This window comes from Pseudomonas aphyarum, from assembly GCF_028657055.1.
In the GTDB taxonomy this organism is placed as follows: domain Bacteria; phylum Pseudomonadota; class Gammaproteobacteria; order Pseudomonadales; family Pseudomonadaceae; genus Aquipseudomonas; species Aquipseudomonas aphyarum.
This window is the reverse complement of record NZ_JAMDGS010000013.1, coordinates 212,313-228,907: the sequence shown is the minus strand read 5'-3', so window position 1 is coordinate 228,907 and position 16,595 is coordinate 212,313. Positions and strand designations below refer to the sequence as shown.

Sequence of the window (16,595 nt, the reverse complement as noted above, 5' to 3'; positions counted from 1 at the left end):
TGTGATCACCAACAAAACCTGTGGGAGCTGGCTTGCCAGCGATAGGGCCCTGACAAGCCATAAAGAACCAGCAGATTTACTCCGGCAGTTCGTAGACGTAAATCTTGTCCGCATCCATCTGATACCCGGCGTCGGCCAGTTCGCTGGTGGACTGCTTGACCTGCAACGGCCCCTCCACCCAGTACGGCTGATACAGCTCGTCGAGCTTCACGCCGAGTTCGCTTTTCACGTGCACGATCTGGTTCGACGGCGGTGGCGGCACGTGGATGCAGGCGCCGAAGTACGGCACCAGCAGGAAGTCCGTGGTGCGGCCTTCTTCGCTGACTTCCAGCGGCACGATGTAACCCGGCAGACGAATGTTCTGGCCGTCGAGGCTTTGCACTACCGGTGCGTTGGGCATGTCTTGTTTGGCTGCCGGCGCTGATTCCGCCGACAGTGCATCGCTCATCTTCGACAGGTCGTGCAGCGGCGTCATGTTCGGCACTTCCGGCGCCGCGTCCGGCGGGATCATCTCCGACCAGGTCAGGTCTTTCGGCGCCGCCGCCCACACGGGCAGGGCGACCAGCAACAGTAGCGCAAGCACGGCGCGGGGCATGGTGAACATCCTCATAAACGGATCGACAGGCCATCGGCCAGGGATTGGCGATACGCGCGCCAGGCCGGCACGCTGCCCATCAGCAGCGCGGCAGCCAGAATGCCACCTAGCAGCGTCCATTCATACTCGCTTGGCCAGGCCAGCGGCAGATACAGCCCGTAATTGGCCTGCACATAACCCTGTGCCGCAGCGATGCCGAGGTACAGCAACGCCAGTCCGGCGATCACCCCGGTCAGCGCCAAGGCAAACGCTTCCAGCACCAGCAGGCTCGCGATATGCCACGGCCGCGCGCCCACCGAACGCAGGATCGCCATCTCGCGGCGGCGTTCGTTGAGGCTGGTGAGAATCGCCGTGAGCATGCCGATCAATCCGGTCAGCACCACGAACAGCGAGACCACGAACAGCGCTTTTTCAGCGGTGCTCATCAGGCTCCACAACTCCTGCAAGGCCACGCCCGGCAGGATCGCCAGCATCGGCTCACCACGGAATTCATTGATCTCCCGTTGCAACGCGAAGGTCGAAATCTTGCTGTTGAGGCCGAGCATGAACGCGGTGATCGCTTGCGGCGTCAGGTCCATGTTGCGCGCCTGATCGGCGCTGATCCGTCCGTTGCCACGGGCCGGCACACCGTTGTGCCAGTCGATGTGGATCGCCTCCATGCCGCCGAGGCTGATGTGCAACGTGCGATCTACCGGGGTGCCGGTGCGCTTGAGAATCCCGACCACGGTGAACGGTTTGTCATCGTGCTTGACCAGACTGATCGCCGCCACGCCGTGGGCCAGCACCAGCTTGTCGCCGAGCTTGTAATGCAGCGCCTCAGCCACTTCGGCACCGAGCACCACTTCGAACGGATCGGTGGCGAACGCGCGGCCGTCGGCCAGTTCCAGATGCTGCTGGCGACCGTACTGGTAATGCTCGAAATAGGCTTCGGTGGTGCCCATCACCCGGTAGCCGCGATGGGAGTCGCCGAGGGACATCGGAATCGCCCACTTCACCTTCGGGTTGCTGGCGAAATGTTCGAAGCTGTCCCAGCGGATGTTGTTGGTGGCGTTGCCGATGCGAAATACCGAGTACAGCAACAGGTTCACCGAGCCCGAACGGGCGCCGACGATCAGGTCGGTGCCGCTGATGGTGCTGGCGAAACTGGCCTTGGCTTCGGTGCGCACCCGCTCAACCGCCAGCAGCAGGCAGACGGAAAGCGCGATGGCGAAAGCGGTGAGCAGGGCGGTGAAACGCCGGTTGGCGAGGCTGGCCATGGCCAGGCGGAACAGATACATCTCAGACCTCGGCAGACGTGGCGGCGCGATTGAGTTCGGCCAGGGACAGGTGACGGTCGAACAGCGGCGCCAGGCTCTGGTCGTGGCTGACGAACAACAGGCTCGAGCCGGCTTCGCGGCACTCGGCGAACAGCAGGCGAATGAAGTTTTCCCGGGCGTCGTAATCCAGTGCCGAGGTCGGTTCGTCGGCGATCACCAGTTCTGGCTGACCGATCAACGCACGGGCCGCGGCGACCCGCTGTTGCTGACCGATCGACAGCGAATCGGCGCGGCGACTCAGGATGCTTTCGTCCTTCAGACCCAGGTGGGCGAGCAGGGTGGCGGCGGCCTGATCGACGCTGCCGTGGCGTTGCTTCGCACGTTCTGCACGCAGCTTCGAAAGGTGGCACGGCAGCTCGACGTTCTCGCGCACCGAGAGAAACGGCAGCAGGTTGAACTGCTGGAAAATGTAGCCGGTGTGATCGACGCGAAAGCGATCACGGGCGCCGGCACCCAATTCGGTCAGTTCCTGGCCGAGCAGGCGAATGCTGCCGCGACCGGGTTTCTGCACCCCGCCGAGCAGACCGAGCAGAGTGGTCTTGCCGCTGCCGCTGGGGCCCTTGAGGAACAGGGTTTCGCCGGCTTCCAGGCGAAATGCCGGGATGTCCAGCAGCGGCGGGTGACCGGGCCAGTTGAAGCCCAGGTCGGACAGTTCGATGAGTGCTTGGGTCATGGCGCCGTTTCGTGTCAGAACTTCAGGGCGGCGGCCTTGGCCGTCACTTCCGTGCCTTGCTGGCCGCTCGGGCTGATCAGTTGTACCTGAATTTTCTGGGTGGCCGGGAAGGTATTGAACAGGTTCGCCAGATCCAGGGTTTTCAACGCGCCCGGCGCCGCGCAGCTGAACTGGTAGTGGGCGTGGATTTCGCTGTGGTCGTGATGATGCTCGTGACCGTCCTTGCCGGCTTCCTCTTCGTCGTGGTCGTCGTCGGCATCCGGCTTGTCGCCGAATAGCGGGCTTTCCAGCTCCTGGCTGGTGACTTTGCAACCGGCGGCGGCCGGCAGGCTGAACAGCGCCAGCGGTTTTTCCAGCTGCGCACGCGCGGCTGCGACCTTGGCCTTGTCGGCATCGCTGGTGGCGATGTGTTCGAAACCGACGAGGTTCATCGCCGGGCTTTCCAGCTCCAGTTCCAGGGTCTGGCCGTCGAGGGCAGCGTTCAGGCGACCCACGCCATGTTCGTGGGCACCGAGGCTGCCGTGCTCATGGTCGTGATCATGCTCATCGGCAGCATGGGCGATGGCCAGCGGCAACAGGGCAAACGGCAAAGCGAGCAGCAGACGACGCATGACGGTCTCCGGGAAGTAAAGTGAAGAGTTTGTTATGTAATCTTATAACGAAAGTGCGCAGAGTTTGCCCGCCCGCTTGGCGTTACACAAGTCCCATGGGAGCATGCAGGTCAGAAATGTGCGGGAGCGAAGCTTATGTTGCGGATACGCGGAACCGTCGGCGAGTTGCCGGTGGATTTGACCCTGGAACTGGATGAAAGCGACTGGGCGCGGCTCGGTGCGCAGTTTGGCGTGCAGGTGCAGACGGCCCAGCCGCAGACAGCAGCGGCGGCGCCTGTGGCGAAACCGGTGAATCAGGATGATACGTTGTGGCAGGTCGCCAGGGATCTGTTGCGCAAGGCCGGACAACTCAGCGGGCCGGAATTGCTGGATCAGCTCGAAGGGCTGACCGGCAGTGCGGCGGCGGGCAAGCGCTTGCTGGTGCGCCTGCGTCATTCGGCCGATGTGAAAGTGCTGAGCGGCGGGGATACGCCGCTCTACAGCTGGATCGAGTAAGCGCTTAGTACAGCGCCGCAAACACCTTGCGCCGGTAAGCGGTCACCAGCGGGTGATCGTTGCCCAGCAGTTCGAACACTTGCAGCAAGGTCTTGTGCGGCAGGCCTTCGCCGTAGCTGCGGTTGCGGATGAACAGCTTGAGCAGTGCGTCCAGCGCCGCTTCGTATTGCTGACGGGCCAGTTGCTGGATCGCCAGTTGATACACCGCTTCATCGTCCTGCGGGTTCTGCGCCAGACGGCTTTTCAGGTCGGCGGCATCCGGCAGGTCACGGGCCAGACCAAGGAACTTGATCTGCGCCTTGGCACCGGCCAGTGCAGCCTTGTGCTCGTCACTCTTGACCGCGTCGAGCACGGTTTGCGCCTCGCCCAGCTCACCGCGTTCGGTCAGGCAGCGAGCGTAGAGGATCAGCGCCTTGGCGTTGGTGTTGTCTTCGCCCAGCAGCGTAACCAGTGTCGCTTCCGCGTCGGCGTAACGGCCTTCGTCAAACAAGGCCTGAGCCTGTTCGAACGGATCGGCGGCGGACGGCGCGGGCATCTGCACATGCGGTTCAAGCAGGGCGCGCACGGCGGATTCCGGTTGCGCACCGGCAAAGCCGTCCACCGGTTGACCGTCCTTGAACAGCACCACGGTCGGCAGGCTGCGGATACCGAAGCGGGCAACAATGTCCTGTTCGATATCGCAATTGACCTTGGCCAGCAGCAACTCGCCCTGATAGCTCTCGGCGATGCCTTGCAGCATCGGCATCAGCGCCTTGCACGGCGCACACCATTCGGCCCAGAAATCCACCAGCACCGGTTTTTGAAAGGAAGCCTCGATCACCGACTGGTCGAAGTCGGCCGTCGTGGCGTCGAAGATGTACGGCGTTTGCTGACTCATGGGGTATCTCGTAAAAGCGTGAATGGGGCAACTATACGGTCAGGCGCGGGCCGCATGGTAGAGGCTGACATGGCGAAACTCTTCGGGCTCGGCCAGATCCGGCAGGGTCATGGCTTCGAGCATTTCGATGCGCCGGTACAGCGGGTGACGGAAATCCCGGACCCGCGAATCCGCCACCAGCGCTTCGCGGCCACGGCTCAGGAAGGCCTCGAGCAACGGCAGGTTTTCCCGGTCGTACAAGACGTCGGCCACCAGGATCAGATCGAAGCGATCCGCCTCGGCGAAGAAATCCGTGGAATAGCTCATCTGCACATCATTGAGTTCGGCATTCGCCCGACAGGCGGCAATCGCCAACGGATCGAGATCGCAGGCCACCACCTCCAGCGCGCCGGCTTTCACCGCTGCAATGCCGGCGATTCCGGAACCGGCGCCGAAATCCAGCACCCGCTTGCCCCGAACCCATTCGGGAAACTCCGCCAGATAGCGTGCCACCGCCAGACCGCTGGCCCAGCAGAAACTCCAGTAGGGCGGTTCATGCAGGATTCGTTGGGTTTCCTCCTGGCTGAATTCGCGCGCCATGTTGTCGCCGTCAATCAGCCACAGCTGCAAATCGGTGTCCGGCAACGCACAGGCTTTCAGTCGCGCGTCGCCGAGCAATTCGCCCAGCGACTGTTGCAGGTCTAGCGGAGCATTCATGGTGCTTTGACAAATTGCAGCTGGCCCAACGCCTGGGTGGTCGGCTGAGTGATGGTCTGCGACGGCAGGTGCAGGATCAACTGGCCGGACTGGCTGGCGCGGCCGCGCAGTTCAACCCGCGCCCCGGCCGGAAAAGCCTCGGGGTTGAAGCGCAAGTGGAACGGCAGAATCTGGTTGTTGCCGATCAGGCTGGAACTGGCGAGCAATTGTTGCGGACGATCCTTTGCGTCGATCACCAGCAGCGCCAGTTCGACTTCGGCGCCGGCCGGCACGCCTTGCAGGGTGCCGCTCAGTTCCCGTTGATACGCGGGCAGCGGGCCGAGATCGGCGGCTTCCCGGGCTTTTTTCTGCGCCTGTTGCGGCGCCGGGCCCGGCGTGGGCGGCTGAGGCTTGGGCGCATCGCTGCCACAGGCCACCAGCAGGCTGAAAACACTGAGCAAAACGAGCGGTCGTAGGGACATTGGCGGCTCCAGCAAAATGAAATCCATGGATCAAACGATCATGGCAGTCTGTATACCGCAAAGCCTATGGCTTGTCTTGCCACCGGGATGCGCTACCATGGCCCTCCCTTTTTTTGTTGCCAGCCACCATGCACTGTCCCTTCTGCGGTGCCAACGACACCAAGGTCATCGACTCGCGTCTGGTCGCCGAGGGCGAACAGGTGCGCCGCCGGCGTGAATGCCTGGCCTGCGGCGAACGTTTCACGACGTTCGAGACGGCCGAACTGGTGTTGCCGCGCCTGATCAAAACCGACGGCAGCCGCCAACCGTTCGACGAAGAAAAACTCCGCGCCGGCATGCAACGCGCCCTGGAGAAACGTCCGGTGAGCGTCGAGCGCCTCGAATCCTCGCTGGTCCATATCAAGCACAAGCTGCGCGCCACCGGCGAGCGCGAGGTCAAGTCCCTCGTGGTCGGCGAACTGGTGATGGCCGAGCTGCAAAAGCTCGATGAAGTGGCCTACATCCGTTTCGCTTCCGTGTACCGCCGCTTCCAGGACCTCAACGAATTCCGCGAAGAGATCGACCGCCTCGCCCGCGAACCGGTGAAAGAATGACCACCGCCGCCGAGCAGGCCATCCTCGACGCCCACTTCATGGCCCGGGCCCTGGAGTTGGCGCGCAAGGGTCATTACACGACTCATCCCAATCCACGGGTTGGCTGCGTGATCGTGCGTGACGGGCAGATTGTCGGCGAAGGCTGGCATGAACGCGCCGGCGAACCCCATGCCGAAGTCCACGCCCTGCGCGCCGCCGGTGAACTGGCCCGGGGCGCCACGGCTTACGTGACCCTCGAACCTTGCAGCCACCACGGCCGCACACCGCCGTGCGCCGATGCTTTGGTGAATGCCGGCGTTGGCCGGGTGGTTGCGGCGATGCGTGATCCGAATCCACAAGTCGCCGGACGCGGTCTGCAGCGCTTGAGCGATGCCGGCATCGCCACCGAAAGCGGCGTGCTGGAAGCTGAGGCGCGCAAGCTCAATCAAGGTTTTCTGAAGCGCATGGAACACGGCTTGCCGTTCGTGCGGGTCAAGCTGGCCATGAGCCTCGACGGCCGCACGGCGATGGAAAGCGGCGAGAGCCAATGGATCACCGGCCCTGCCGCGCGTTCGGCGGTGCAGCGTCTGCGCGCCCAGGCCAGCGTAGTGCTGACCGGCGCCGACACGGTGCTGGCCGATGGCGCACGCCTGACTGTTCGCGGCGATGAGCTGGGGCTGGATGCCGAACAAGCCGCGCTGGCCCTGAGCCGTCCGCCGCTGCGGGTACTGATCGACGGACGTCTGCGGGTGCCGCTGGATGCGCCGTTCTTCAAGGCCGGCCCGGCGCTGGTCGCCACCTGCGTGGCCATCGAAGAACAGTACGCCCACGGTCCGGAATGCCTGATCGTGCCGGGCGATGACGGTCAGGTCGATCTGCATCAATTGCTGATCGAGCTGGCCAACCGTGGCGTCAATGAAGTGCTGGTCGAGGCCGGTCCGCGACTGGCCGGCGCGTTTGCCCAGCTCGGTCTGGTCGACGAGTTCGTGATCTTTATCGCCGGCAAGTTCCTCGGCTCCACGGCGCGTCCGCTGCTGGACTGGCCGCTGGCCTATATGAAGGATGCGCCGGAGCTGAAAATCACTGAAATTCGCGCGGTTGGCGATGACTGGCGAGTCACTGCAATCCCTGTCTCATCGGCGAGCGTATAATTCCCGGCCATCGCGTTAGCGCTGGCTTCGTTCTCAAGGAGAACCCCATGTTTACCGGCATCATCGAATCCATCGGCAGTATCCGCGCACTGACCCCAAAGGGCGGTGATGTGCGGGTGCATGTCGAAACCGGCAAGCTCGACCTGAGCGACGTCAAACTCGGCGACAGCATCGCGGTCAACGGCGTGTGCCTGACCGCGGTTGAACTGCCGGGCAACGGCTTCGCCGCCGACGTCAGTCGCGAAACCCTCGACTGCACCGCCATGAATGACCTGAAAAGCGGCAGCCCGGTCAACCTGGAAAAAGCCCTGACCCCGACCACCCGTCTCGGCGGACATCTGGTCAGCGGTCACGTCGACGGTGTCGGCGAAGTGGTCTCGCGCAGCGATAATGCCCGCGCCGTGGAATTTCGCATCCGCGCGCCGAAAGAGCTGGCCAAGTACATCGCCCATAAAGGCTCGATCACCGTGGACGGCACCAGCCTGACCGTGAACGCGGTCGATGGCGCCGAATTCCTGCTGACGATCATTCCGCACACCCTGAGCGAAACCATCATGGCGTCCTATAAGCCAGGTCGCCGGGTGAACCTGGAAGTCGACTTGCTGGCGCGTTATCTGGAGCGTCTGCTGTTGGGCGACAAGGCTGCAGAGCCAACGTCCGGTGGCATCACTGAAAGCTTTCTGGCCGCCAACGGCTACCTCAAATCCTGACTGAAGGGGGTGCCTTGTGGCGCTCAATAGCATCGAAGAACTGGTTGAAGACATCCGCCAAGGCAAGATGGTCATCCTCATGGATGACGAAGACCGCGAGAACGAAGGCGACCTGATCATGGCCGCCGAATGCTGCAAGGCCGAGCACATCAACTTCATGGCCAAGCACGCCCGTGGCCTGATCTGCATGCCGATGAGCCGCGAGCGCTGCGAAACCCTGAAGCTGCCGCTGATGGCGCCGCGCAACGGTTCCGGTTTCGGCACCAAGTTCACTGTCTCGATCGAAGCCGCCGAAGGCGTGACCACCGGCATCTCCGCCGCTGACCGCGCACGCACCGTGCAAGCGGCCGCTGCGAAGGACGCGAAAGCCGAAGACATCGTCAGCCCGGGCCACATCTTCCCGCTGATGGCCCAGGCCGGTGGCACCCTGGCCCGCGCCGGTCATACCGAAGCCGCCTGCGACCTGGCGCGCATGGCCGGTTTCGAGCCGAGCGGCGTGATCTGCGAAGTGATGAATGACGACGGCACCATGTCCCGTCGCGCCGAGCTGGAAGCTTTCGCGGCCGAACACGACATCAAGATCGGCACCATCGCTGACCTGATTCACTACCGGATGATCCACGAACGTACCGTTCAGCGGATTGCCGAGCAGCCACTGGACAGCGAACTGGGCCAATTCAACCTGGTGACCTATCGTGATTCCGTGGAAGGCGACGTGCACATGGCACTGACCCTGGGCACCGTTTGCGCCGAAGAACCGACCTTGGTTCGCGTGCACAACATGGACCCGCTGCGCGACCTGCTGATGGTCAAGCAACCTGGCCGCTGGAGCCTGCGCGCCGCCATGGCTGCGGTCGCCGAGGCCGGCAGCGGTGTGGTGCTGTTGCTCGGTCACCCGCTGGATGGCGACGTGTTGCTGGCGCACATCCGCGAAACCGGCGATCAGGCGGCGGTGAAAAAACCGACCACCTACAGCATCGTCGGTGCCGGTTCGCAGATCCTGCGTGACCTCGGCGTGCGCAAAATGCGCTTGATGTCTGCGCCGATGAAGTTCAATGCGATATCCGGTTTCGATCTGGAAGTTGTAGAATACGTGCCCTCCGAATAATGACCGGTTGTTTCCGGCTCCGAATTCGCGGCAAATAAATCACTGAGGGACGCGAAACAGACGCGTCCCGGCTCTTTAAGAGATCTGACGAATGACCCTGAAGACCATCGAAGGTACCTTCATCGCCCCTAAAGGCCGCTACGCTTTGGTAGTGGGCCGCTTCAACAGCTTCGTGGTTGAAAGCCTGGTCAGCGGTGCAGTTGATGCCCTGGTTCGCCACGGCGTGAGCGAAAGCGACATCACCATCATCCGCGCACCTGGCGCCTTCGAAATCCCGCTGGTTGCGCAGAAAGTCGCCCAGAAAGGCGAGTTCGCAGCAATCATCGCCCTGGGCGCGGTCATTCGTGGCGGTACTCCGCACTTCGAATACGTGGCTGGCGAGTGCACCAAGGGCCTGGCCCAGGTGTCCATGGAGTTCGGCGTACCGGTCGCTTTCGGCGTCCTGACCGTTGATTCCATCGAGCAAGCCATCGAACGTTCCGGCACCAAGGCCGGCAACAAAGGTGCTGAAGCTGCCCTGTCCGCTCTGGAAATGGTCAGCCTGCTGGCGCAGTTGGAGGCCAAGTGATTAGCGACGAAAGCGATCGTTTCAACCCGCGCGATCCGAAACCTGCGGATGCCGGCAAGCCATCGAAAAGCGCCAAGCGCCGCGAAGCCCGTCAGCTCGCGACCCAGGCCCTGTATCAATGGCACATGGCTCGGCAGTCGTTGAACGAGATCGAAGCGCAGTTCCGGGTCGATAACGATTTCACCGATGTCGACGGTGCTTACTTCCGCGAAATCCTGCACGGGGTTCCGCAGTTCAAGACCGAAATCGACAACGCGCTCACGCCTTGCCTGGACCTGGCGATCGAAGAGCTGGACCCGGTTGAGCTGGCGGTTCTGCGGCTGTCCACCTGGGAACTGCTCAAGCGCGTCGACGTGCCGTACCGCGTTGTGATCAACGAAGGTATCGAACTGGCCAAAGTGTTCGGTTCGACCGACGGCCACAAGTTCGTCAACGGCGTGCTCGACAAGCTGGCTCCGCGCCTGCGTGAAGCTGAAGTGAAGGCGTTCAAGCGCTGATCCGCGCTTGAATACTTTTTCTCGGCCATGGGCGAGTTTGAGCTGATCCGCAATTTCTTCGCCGCCGCGCCTTGTGCGCAGGGCGGCGAAGGCGTTGCACTGGGGATCGGCGACGACTGCGCCTTGCTGGCGGTTCCTTTCGGGGAACAGCTGGCGGTTTCCACCGATACGCTGGTGGCCGGCGTGCATTTCGCCGATCCCTGCGATCCGTTTCTGCTCGGTCAGCGCTCGCTGGCCGTGGCGGTCAGCGACCTCGCTGCCATGGGCGCCACGCCCGTCGCCTTTACCCTTGCCCTGACTCTGCCGACGGTGACTGCCGATTGGCTGCAAGCCTATGCCCGCGGTTTGAACCGCATGGCGCAGGGCTGCAGCGTGGCACTGGTTGGCGGCGATACGACGCGCGGGCCGTTGAGCCTGACCGTCACCGTGTTCGGCCGCGTCCCGGCCGGCAAAGCGCTGACCCGCAGCGGCGCACAACCGGGCGATCTGCTGTGTGTCGGTGGTGAGCTGGGCAATGCCGCCGGCGCTTTGCCGCTGGTGCTGGGCCAGCGTGACGCCGAACCCCATATCGCCCAGCCGCTGCTCGATCATTACTGGTCGCCGCAACCGCAACTCGCCCTCGGCCAGGCCCTGCGTGGCAAGGCCACCTCGGCGCTGGACATCTCCGATGGCCTGCTCGCCGATTGCGGTCACATTGCGCTGGCCTCGAAGGTTCGCCTCGAAGTCGAGCGCGAGCGTGTTCCGCTGTCGGATGCGCTGGTGGCGTTTCTCGGTCAGCGCGGCGCCGAGCGTGCGGCGTTGAGCGGTGGCGATGATTACGTGCTGGCCTTCACCTTGCCGTCCGTCGAGTTACCGGCGCTGCTCGCCGATGGCTGGCCGATCCATGTGATCGGCCGCGTGACGCAGGGTCAGGGCGTGGTGCTGCTGGATCGCGACGGGCACGACATCACCCCGCAAATCCGGGGTTATCAACATTTTCAGGAGTCACCGTGACAGATCACCCGAAACAGGTTCCGGCCGAATTCGTTCCGCCGTCGGTCTGGCGCAATCCCTGGCATTTCCTCGCGTTCGGCTTCGGCTCGGGCACCTTGCCCAAGGCGCCGGGCACCTGGGGCTCGTTAGTTGCGCTACCCTTTATCCCGTTGTGGCAGATGCTGCCGGACTGGGGTTACTGGCTGATGCTCGGGATCACCATGCTGTTCGGCTTCTGGCTGTGCGGCAAAGTGGCCGACGATCTGCGGGTGCACGACCACGAAGGCATCGTCTGGGACGAAATGGTCGGGATGTGGATCACCCTGTGGCTGGTGCCGGAGGGCTGGTACTGGTTGCTCGCCGGGTTCCTGGTGTTCCGCTTCTTCGACATTCTCAAGCCATGGCCGATCCGCTGGATCGACCGGCATGTTCACGGCGGCGTCGGCATCATGCTCGACGACGTGCTGGCCGGCGTGTTTGCCTGGCTGGCGATGCAGGGACTGGTGTGGATTTTCGCCTGATTTCCAGGCGTGGATGAGGGACACAGGGATGACTCGACGCTGGTTGGCGATAGTGGTTTTGACCTTGCTTGGCGCCATGGCCCAGGCACAGGACGCGCCGCCGTCGGTCATTCACCTGGCCAGCGAAGAGTGGGAAGACTACACCGCCGCCGACGGCCATGGCCTGGGCTGGGATGTGTTGCGCAAAGTGTTCGAGCCAGCCGGCGTGACCTTGGATATTCGCACCGTGCCCTACACCCGCTCGGTGGGGTTGGTGCAGTTGAAGGAAGCTGACGCGCTGGTCGGTTCCTATCGCGGTGAAGCCGAGCAGGTGCTGTACCCGAAATGGAATTTCGACTCCGACCACATCTACGCGCTCGGCCTGGCCAGCAATCCTTCGCCGACCCAGGCGACGCTGGGTAAATACCGACTGGCCTGGGTACGCGGCTATCGCTACGAAACCTATTTGCCGAATGTCAAACGCTTCAACCAGATCGAGCGCCGCACCGGCATCCTGTCGATGCTCAAGCAGGGGCGGGCGGATTACTACATTGATGCGCTGACGGAAATCGAAGCAGTGGTGAGAAACGCCGCCGACCCGTCGCAGTACCGTTATTCGCATCTGGCGGAATTGCCGCTGTACCTCGGTTTCGCCGACACCCCGCAAGCCCGCGCACTGATGTCGATCTACGACCAGCGCATGGAGCAACTGGTGAAGAGCGGCGAGTTGAAGCCGATCTTCGAGCGCTGGAAACAACCATATCCCTTCGAATGAACGCGATAAGGGCGAGCCTGTTATCAAACTTTTTGATCGTTATGGCCGATAATTCAGCCTAAGCGCCTGCGGGAACCTGCTGTTACAATGCCGCCCAGCGAATCTTCAGACTTTTCAGATCAGGAGCACACCGGTGCCTGTCGTTTTTGTCGCCGCTTCCAAGCTGCCAACGCCTTTTGCGCAATTCACCATGCACGGTTTTCTCGATGAAGCCACCGGCCGCGAGCACGTCGTGCTGAGCCTGGGTGAGATTGCCGACGGTGCCCCGGTACTCGGCCGTCTGCACTCCGAATGCCTGACCGGCGATGCCTTGTTCAGCCAGCGTTGCGACTGCGGTTCGCAACTTGAAGGCGCCCTCAAGGCCATCGCTCGCGAAGGTCGTGGCGTGTTGCTGTACCTGCGTCAGGAAGGACGCGGCATCGGTCTTTTGAACAAGATCCGTGCCTACGAATTGCAGGACGGCGGCGCCGACACCGTTGAAGCCAACGAGCGTCTGGGCTTTGCCGCCGACCAGCGTGACTACGCCATGTGCCTGCCGATGCTCGAGCATCTGGGCGTCAAATCGCTGCGCCTGATGACCAACAACCCGCGTAAGGTCAAAGCCTTGACCGACATGGGTATCGTCGTCGCCGAGCGCGTGCCGCTGCACACCGGCCACAACCCGCACAACAAACTCTATCTGGCGACCAAGGCCAGCAAGCTCGACCACATGATGGGCAACGAGCATCAGGGCGAGGTAGACCGGGCGTGACCCGCGGGCAAGTGCGGCGCCGTCTGTCGATCACCTGGTGGAAATACCTGGCGCTGGCACTGGTGCCGCTGTTCGTGATCAACGCTGTGTTCGGCCAGGGCGAGGCCATTCTGCCGGTGCTGGCGATGCCTTTCTTTATCGCTGGCGTGGCCTCGATGTTTGTCAGCCTGAAGTTTTTCGGGCGCTACAAACATGCGCTGATCGCCACGCAAAAAGCCCTCAATACCCCTGAAGAACCCGCTGCCTGGATCGCCCTGGCGGCCTGCCTTCGCAGTGCATTCGTGGTCGCGGCGCTGCCGGCATGGATCGGCGCGCTGGCGGTGTTTGTCGGCCTTGAAGCGGTGCCGCTGATGTTGCTGGCGCTGTCCACGGCGGTGCTGTTCTACCTCTACCGTATCCCGCGTCAACTCGCTTGATGCGGCGCCTCTGGCTGGCGGTTCTGCTGCTGGCCGTCAGCGGTGAAACGCTGGCCGCCCTGCGGGTGGTCAGCCTCGCGCCATCCCTGTCTGAAATCGTGGTTGAACTGGATTCGGCCGACCTGCTGGTCGGCGTGCTGGATGCCGGTGAGCGGCCATCCGCAATTAAGGACGTGCCTTCGGTGGGCCGTTACGGCCAGCTCGACATGGAACGGCTGCTCAGCCTCAAGCCTGACTTGTTGCTGTTGTGGCCCGGCAGTGTCGGCCCGGCTCAGCGCGACCAGCTCAAACGACTGAATATCCCGACCTTTGTTGCCGAGCCCCACAGTCTCGAACAACTGACCGCGCAGATTGAGGCCATCGCGACACAGCTCGGTCGTCCTGAGCGTGGGAGCGCGCGGGCAAGCGAGTTGCGGCAAAACCTCGATGAGCTGCGTCAGCGCTACTGGCGGGCAGTGCCGCTGCGGGTGTTCTATCAGGTCTGGGACAAGCCGCTGTACACCATCGGCGGCGAGCAGATCATCAGCGATGCGCTTGAAGTGTGCGGCGCGCGCAATGTGTTCGGCGACCTGAGCCTACCGGCGCCGCAGGTGAGCATCGAAGCGGTTTTACAGCGTGATCCCGAAGTGATTCTGGCCAGCGATCAGCCGCAACTGGATGCGTGGAAAGCCTGGCCGCAGGTGGCAGCGGTCAAGCACGGGCAATTGCTGCTGGTCACCGATAAAGGCCTTGAGCGCCCCAGCGGGCAGATGATCGAGGCGACTGCCAAGCTCTGCCAGCTGATCGCGCCAGACCGCTGAGACCTCGGCGTCTATTTCGCGAGCAAGCTCGCTCCCACAGGTTCAGCGTGATCCCTGTGGGAGCGAGCTTGCTCGCGATGGGGCCCGTCAGATCAGTGGAAGTTCTGGATCAGAGCTGCGGCGTCCAGGTCACCCCGAACATGAACGCCCGACCTTCTTCTCGATAGCCATACTGACTGCCGTCATGGCTGTACAGTGCCCGGCTGTAGCCCTTGTCCAGCAGGTTATCGACCTTGAAATCCAGTTTGATCTCGCGGTTCAGCGCCCAGCTGCTGCGCAGTCCGAGCAGTGCATAACCGCCCAATGGTTGCTGATTGTTCAGGTCGTCATAACTGCTGCTGACGGCCTGCCAACTGGCACCGAGGCCGAGGCGATCGAATTGTCGGTCCAGATCCCAGCTCAAGGTGCGACGGGCACGCCGCGCCAGGGTGTGGCCGGTGTCGCGGTCGCGGGGATCGATGATCGCCACGCCGAGGTTGCTCTGCCAGCCGAACAGCTCCTGTTTCAGCGCTGCTTCGAAACCGTTGATCCGCGCCGAGGCGACGTTTTCCGGGCGTGAGTTGCTGCCGAAGATGATCGCGTCTTCCAGATCGGTCCGATACAGCGAGGCTTCGAGGTGAGTGCTGTCGCTCAACTGACTGCGCCATTGCAGCTCGTAGCTTTTCGAGGTTTCCGGTTTCAGGTCGGGGTTGCTGAAGTCCGGGTAGTACAGATCGTTGAAGGTCGGCGCGCGGAAGCCTTCGCTGTAGCTGAGCAGCAGATCGTTGTCCGGATTGACCGGCAACGTCAGCGTGCCGCTCCAGCTGTTCTGGCCGCCGAATTGCTGGTTGTCGTCGCGGCGCAGGCCCAGTTCGGTAGAGAAGCTGTCGGCCTGGAAGCGATGCTGGATGAACGCGGCGCGGTTCCAGCGGCTGTCTTCGTCGAACGCGGTGCTGCTGTTGATCCGGTCTTCGTACCAGTCGCCGCCAAGGATCAGGCTGTTGCGCGCATCGAGGGTCAGGTCGTTCTGCCAGGTCACCGAATCACGGTAGGTGTTGAACACCGAGCGTTCGTCGCTGAGCTTGTCGAAGGTTTTTTCACGGTTTTCGCTGTGGCCGAGTTCCAGGCGCGACTTCCAGCGCTCGTTGATCCGCGCGTCGATGTAGCTGCTGAAACTGCTGACGGTGAAATCGCTGTAGGGCTGCTGCTGAACGGAGTCGAAGGTCACCGGGTCAAAGCGCCCGAACGGGTTGTCGAACTCGCTTTTGCCACGGTTATCCAGCAGGTTGGCGCCGACTTCGATGTCATCGGTCAGCGCATGGCTGAGGCTCAGGCTGATGGATTTGTTGCGGTAGGCATCGTGATCGCTGTCGCTGGAGTACGACTCGTGGGTGCGGTCGAGGCCGGCGGTTTCATCGAGGCTGGCGCCGAGGTTGAAGCGGGTTTTCTCATCGCCTCCGGACAGACCGACACTGCGCTCCCAGGTCTGGTTACTGCCGAATCCGACATGCATCCGCGGCTGCAAGCCTTGCTCGCCACCGCGCCGGGTGAAGATCTGAATCACCCCGCCAATTGCATCGCTGCCGTAGATCACCGAACGCGAACCGCGCAGCACTTCCACGCGCTCGATCTGCTCGATGTTCAGGTGTTGCAGGTTGCTGTCGCCGGACGTCGAATTGCCGATGCGCTGGCCGTCGACCAGCACCAGGCTCTGCGCCGATTGCGTGCCGCGAATGTAGACCCCCGGCAGGCTGCCGCGTCCGCCGGTTTGTGCGACTTGTACGCCCGGTACCCGTTGTAGCAGATCGGTGACGCTGCGCGGTTGCAGACGCTCGATGTCTTCGCGGGTGAACACGGTGTTGGCGGCGCTGCTGTCGTTGCGCGCTTCGACCTGGCGGTTGGCGCTGATCAGCACGTCCGGCAGCTTCAGGGCCTGATCGCGTTCGAAGGTGTCGGCGAGGGCGTTGGCGGTGGGCAGCAGCAGGAGGGGCAGGGCGAGGCGCGAGAGGTTCATCGGTATTCCGTTGGTATTTCTGGTGTGCACAAAATTTCTAGCGACACAAAACACTGTG

General features: G+C 62.8%; 21 protein-coding genes. 13 read left to right on the top strand and 8 right to left on the bottom strand.

The window, feature by feature from the left end; translation table 11 throughout:
• Positions 1–76: 76 nt before the first annotated feature.
• The 4 genes from M5G18_RS20360 to M5G18_RS20345 are packed head-to-tail and all read right to left on the bottom strand — an operon-like array spanning position 77 to position 3,195.
• Positions 77–595, bottom strand: coding sequence for a DUF3299 domain-containing protein (locus tag M5G18_RS20360; protein ID WP_085688098.1), 519 nt, complete (start codon positions 593–595; stop codon positions 77–79).
• A gap of 11 nt (positions 596–606) precedes the next feature.
• The gene (locus M5G18_RS20355; protein WP_074691637.1) at positions 607–1,872 is read right to left on the bottom strand and encodes an ABC transporter permease; all 1,266 of its coding nucleotides are present in this window, start codon (positions 1,870–1,872) and stop codon (positions 607–609) included.
• Between the two features lies 1 nt (position 1,873).
• Positions 1,874–2,584, bottom strand: a complete 711-nt coding sequence (locus M5G18_RS20350) for an ABC transporter ATP-binding protein (RefSeq protein ID WP_273897662.1) — start codon at positions 2,582–2,584, stop codon at positions 1,874–1,876.
• A 14-nt stretch (positions 2,585–2,598) separates the two neighbouring features.
• On the bottom strand, positions 2,599–3,195 hold the full coding sequence (locus M5G18_RS20345; RefSeq protein ID WP_273897663.1) for a DUF2796 domain-containing protein: 597 nt from the start codon (positions 3,193–3,195) through the stop codon (positions 2,599–2,601).
• A 135-nt stretch (positions 3,196–3,330) separates the two neighbouring features.
• On the opposite strand from M5G18_RS20345, the gene M5G18_RS20340 reads away from it, so the two are divergent.
• A complete protein-coding gene (locus tag M5G18_RS20340) occupies positions 3,331–3,690 on the top strand; it encodes a hypothetical protein (RefSeq protein WP_273897664.1) in 360 nt (119 codons plus the stop codon).
• Between the two features lie 4 nt (positions 3,691–3,694).
• Here the strand turns inward: M5G18_RS20340 and trxA are convergent, their stop codons facing one another.
• The 3 genes from trxA to M5G18_RS20325 are packed head-to-tail and all read right to left on the bottom strand — an operon-like array spanning position 3,695 to position 5,724.
• The gene (gene trxA, locus M5G18_RS20335; protein WP_007955581.1) at positions 3,695–4,567 is read right to left on the bottom strand and encodes a thioredoxin; all 873 of its coding nucleotides are present in this window, start codon (positions 4,565–4,567) and stop codon (positions 3,695–3,697) included.
• A gap of 39 nt (positions 4,568–4,606) precedes the next feature.
• Positions 4,607–5,263, bottom strand: coding sequence for a class I SAM-dependent methyltransferase (locus M5G18_RS20330; RefSeq protein WP_273897665.1), 657 nt, complete (start codon positions 5,261–5,263; stop codon positions 4,607–4,609).
• Positions 5,260–5,724 carry a YbaY family lipoprotein gene (locus M5G18_RS20325; protein ID WP_273897666.1) on the bottom strand — a complete coding sequence of 155 codons (465 nt, stop codon included), beginning with the start codon at positions 5,722–5,724 and terminating at the stop codon, positions 5,260–5,262. Before M5G18_RS20325 ends, M5G18_RS20330 begins: the two co-directional genes overlap by 4 nt.
• A gap of 128 nt (positions 5,725–5,852) precedes the next feature.
• Between M5G18_RS20325 and nrdR the strand changes: the two genes are divergently transcribed.
• From nrdR to M5G18_RS20265, 12 genes are all read left to right on the top strand, one after another.
• Positions 5,853–6,317 (top strand): transcriptional regulator NrdR, encoded by a 465-nt coding sequence (nrdR, locus tag M5G18_RS20320; RefSeq protein ID WP_003228656.1) that lies wholly within the window; start codon positions 5,853–5,855, stop codon positions 6,315–6,317.
• Complete coding sequence (ribD, locus tag M5G18_RS20315) at positions 6,314–7,447, top strand: bifunctional diaminohydroxyphosphoribosylaminopyrimidine deaminase/5-amino-6-(5-phosphoribosylamino)uracil reductase RibD (RefSeq protein ID WP_273897667.1); 1,134 nt, start codon at positions 6,314–6,316, stop codon at positions 7,445–7,447. The genes nrdR and ribD overlap by 4 nt, the downstream gene beginning before the upstream one ends.
• A gap of 47 nt (positions 7,448–7,494) precedes the next feature.
• Complete coding sequence (locus tag M5G18_RS20310; RefSeq protein WP_007955571.1) at positions 7,495–8,157, top strand: riboflavin synthase; 663 nt, start codon at positions 7,495–7,497, stop codon at positions 8,155–8,157.
• Between the two features lie 16 nt (positions 8,158–8,173).
• A complete protein-coding gene (ribBA, locus tag M5G18_RS20305) occupies positions 8,174–9,265 on the top strand; it encodes a bifunctional 3,4-dihydroxy-2-butanone-4-phosphate synthase/GTP cyclohydrolase II (RefSeq protein ID WP_007955569.1) in 1,092 nt (363 codons plus the stop codon).
• A 91-nt stretch (positions 9,266–9,356) separates the two neighbouring features.
• Positions 9,357–9,833, top strand: a complete 477-nt coding sequence (ribH, locus tag M5G18_RS20300) for a 6,7-dimethyl-8-ribityllumazine synthase (protein ID WP_003228649.1) — start codon at positions 9,357–9,359, stop codon at positions 9,831–9,833.
• The gene (nusB, locus tag M5G18_RS20295; protein WP_007955566.1) at positions 9,830–10,330 is read left to right on the top strand and encodes a transcription antitermination factor NusB; all 501 of its coding nucleotides are present in this window, start codon (positions 9,830–9,832) and stop codon (positions 10,328–10,330) included. The genes ribH and nusB overlap by 4 nt, the downstream gene beginning before the upstream one ends.
• 27 nt (positions 10,331–10,357) lie before the next feature.
• Complete coding sequence (thiL, locus tag M5G18_RS20290) at positions 10,358–11,323, top strand: thiamine-phosphate kinase (RefSeq protein WP_273897668.1); 966 nt, start codon at positions 10,358–10,360, stop codon at positions 11,321–11,323.
• Positions 11,320–11,823 (top strand): phosphatidylglycerophosphatase A family protein, encoded by a 504-nt coding sequence (locus tag M5G18_RS20285; protein ID WP_007910933.1) that lies wholly within the window; start codon positions 11,320–11,322, stop codon positions 11,821–11,823. The genes thiL and M5G18_RS20285 overlap by 4 nt, the downstream gene beginning before the upstream one ends.
• Positions 11,824–11,851: 28 nt before the next feature.
• The gene (locus tag M5G18_RS20280) at positions 11,852–12,577 is read left to right on the top strand and encodes a substrate-binding periplasmic protein (RefSeq protein WP_207984086.1); all 726 of its coding nucleotides are present in this window, start codon (positions 11,852–11,854) and stop codon (positions 12,575–12,577) included.
• Positions 12,578–12,710: 133 nt separating this feature from the next.
• Positions 12,711–13,328 (top strand): GTP cyclohydrolase II, encoded by a 618-nt coding sequence (gene ribA / locus M5G18_RS20275; RefSeq protein ID WP_007955551.1) that lies wholly within the window; start codon positions 12,711–12,713, stop codon positions 13,326–13,328.
• Positions 13,325–13,744 (top strand): MFS transporter, encoded by a 420-nt coding sequence (locus tag M5G18_RS20270; protein ID WP_273897670.1) that lies wholly within the window; start codon positions 13,325–13,327, stop codon positions 13,742–13,744. Before ribA ends, M5G18_RS20270 begins: the two co-directional genes overlap by 4 nt.
• Complete coding sequence (locus M5G18_RS20265) at positions 13,744–14,544, top strand: cobalamin-binding protein (RefSeq protein WP_273897671.1); 801 nt, start codon at positions 13,744–13,746, stop codon at positions 14,542–14,544. The genes M5G18_RS20270 and M5G18_RS20265 overlap by 1 nt, the downstream gene beginning before the upstream one ends.
• Positions 14,545–14,653: 109 nt before the next feature.
• Here M5G18_RS20265 and M5G18_RS20260 read toward each other — a convergent pair whose 3' ends face one another.
• Positions 14,654–16,537: a TonB-dependent receptor domain-containing protein gene (locus M5G18_RS20260; RefSeq protein ID WP_273897672.1), complete on the bottom strand. Its 1,884-nt coding sequence runs from the start codon at positions 16,535–16,537 to the stop codon at positions 14,654–14,656.
• Positions 16,538–16,595 lie beyond the last annotated feature (58 nt).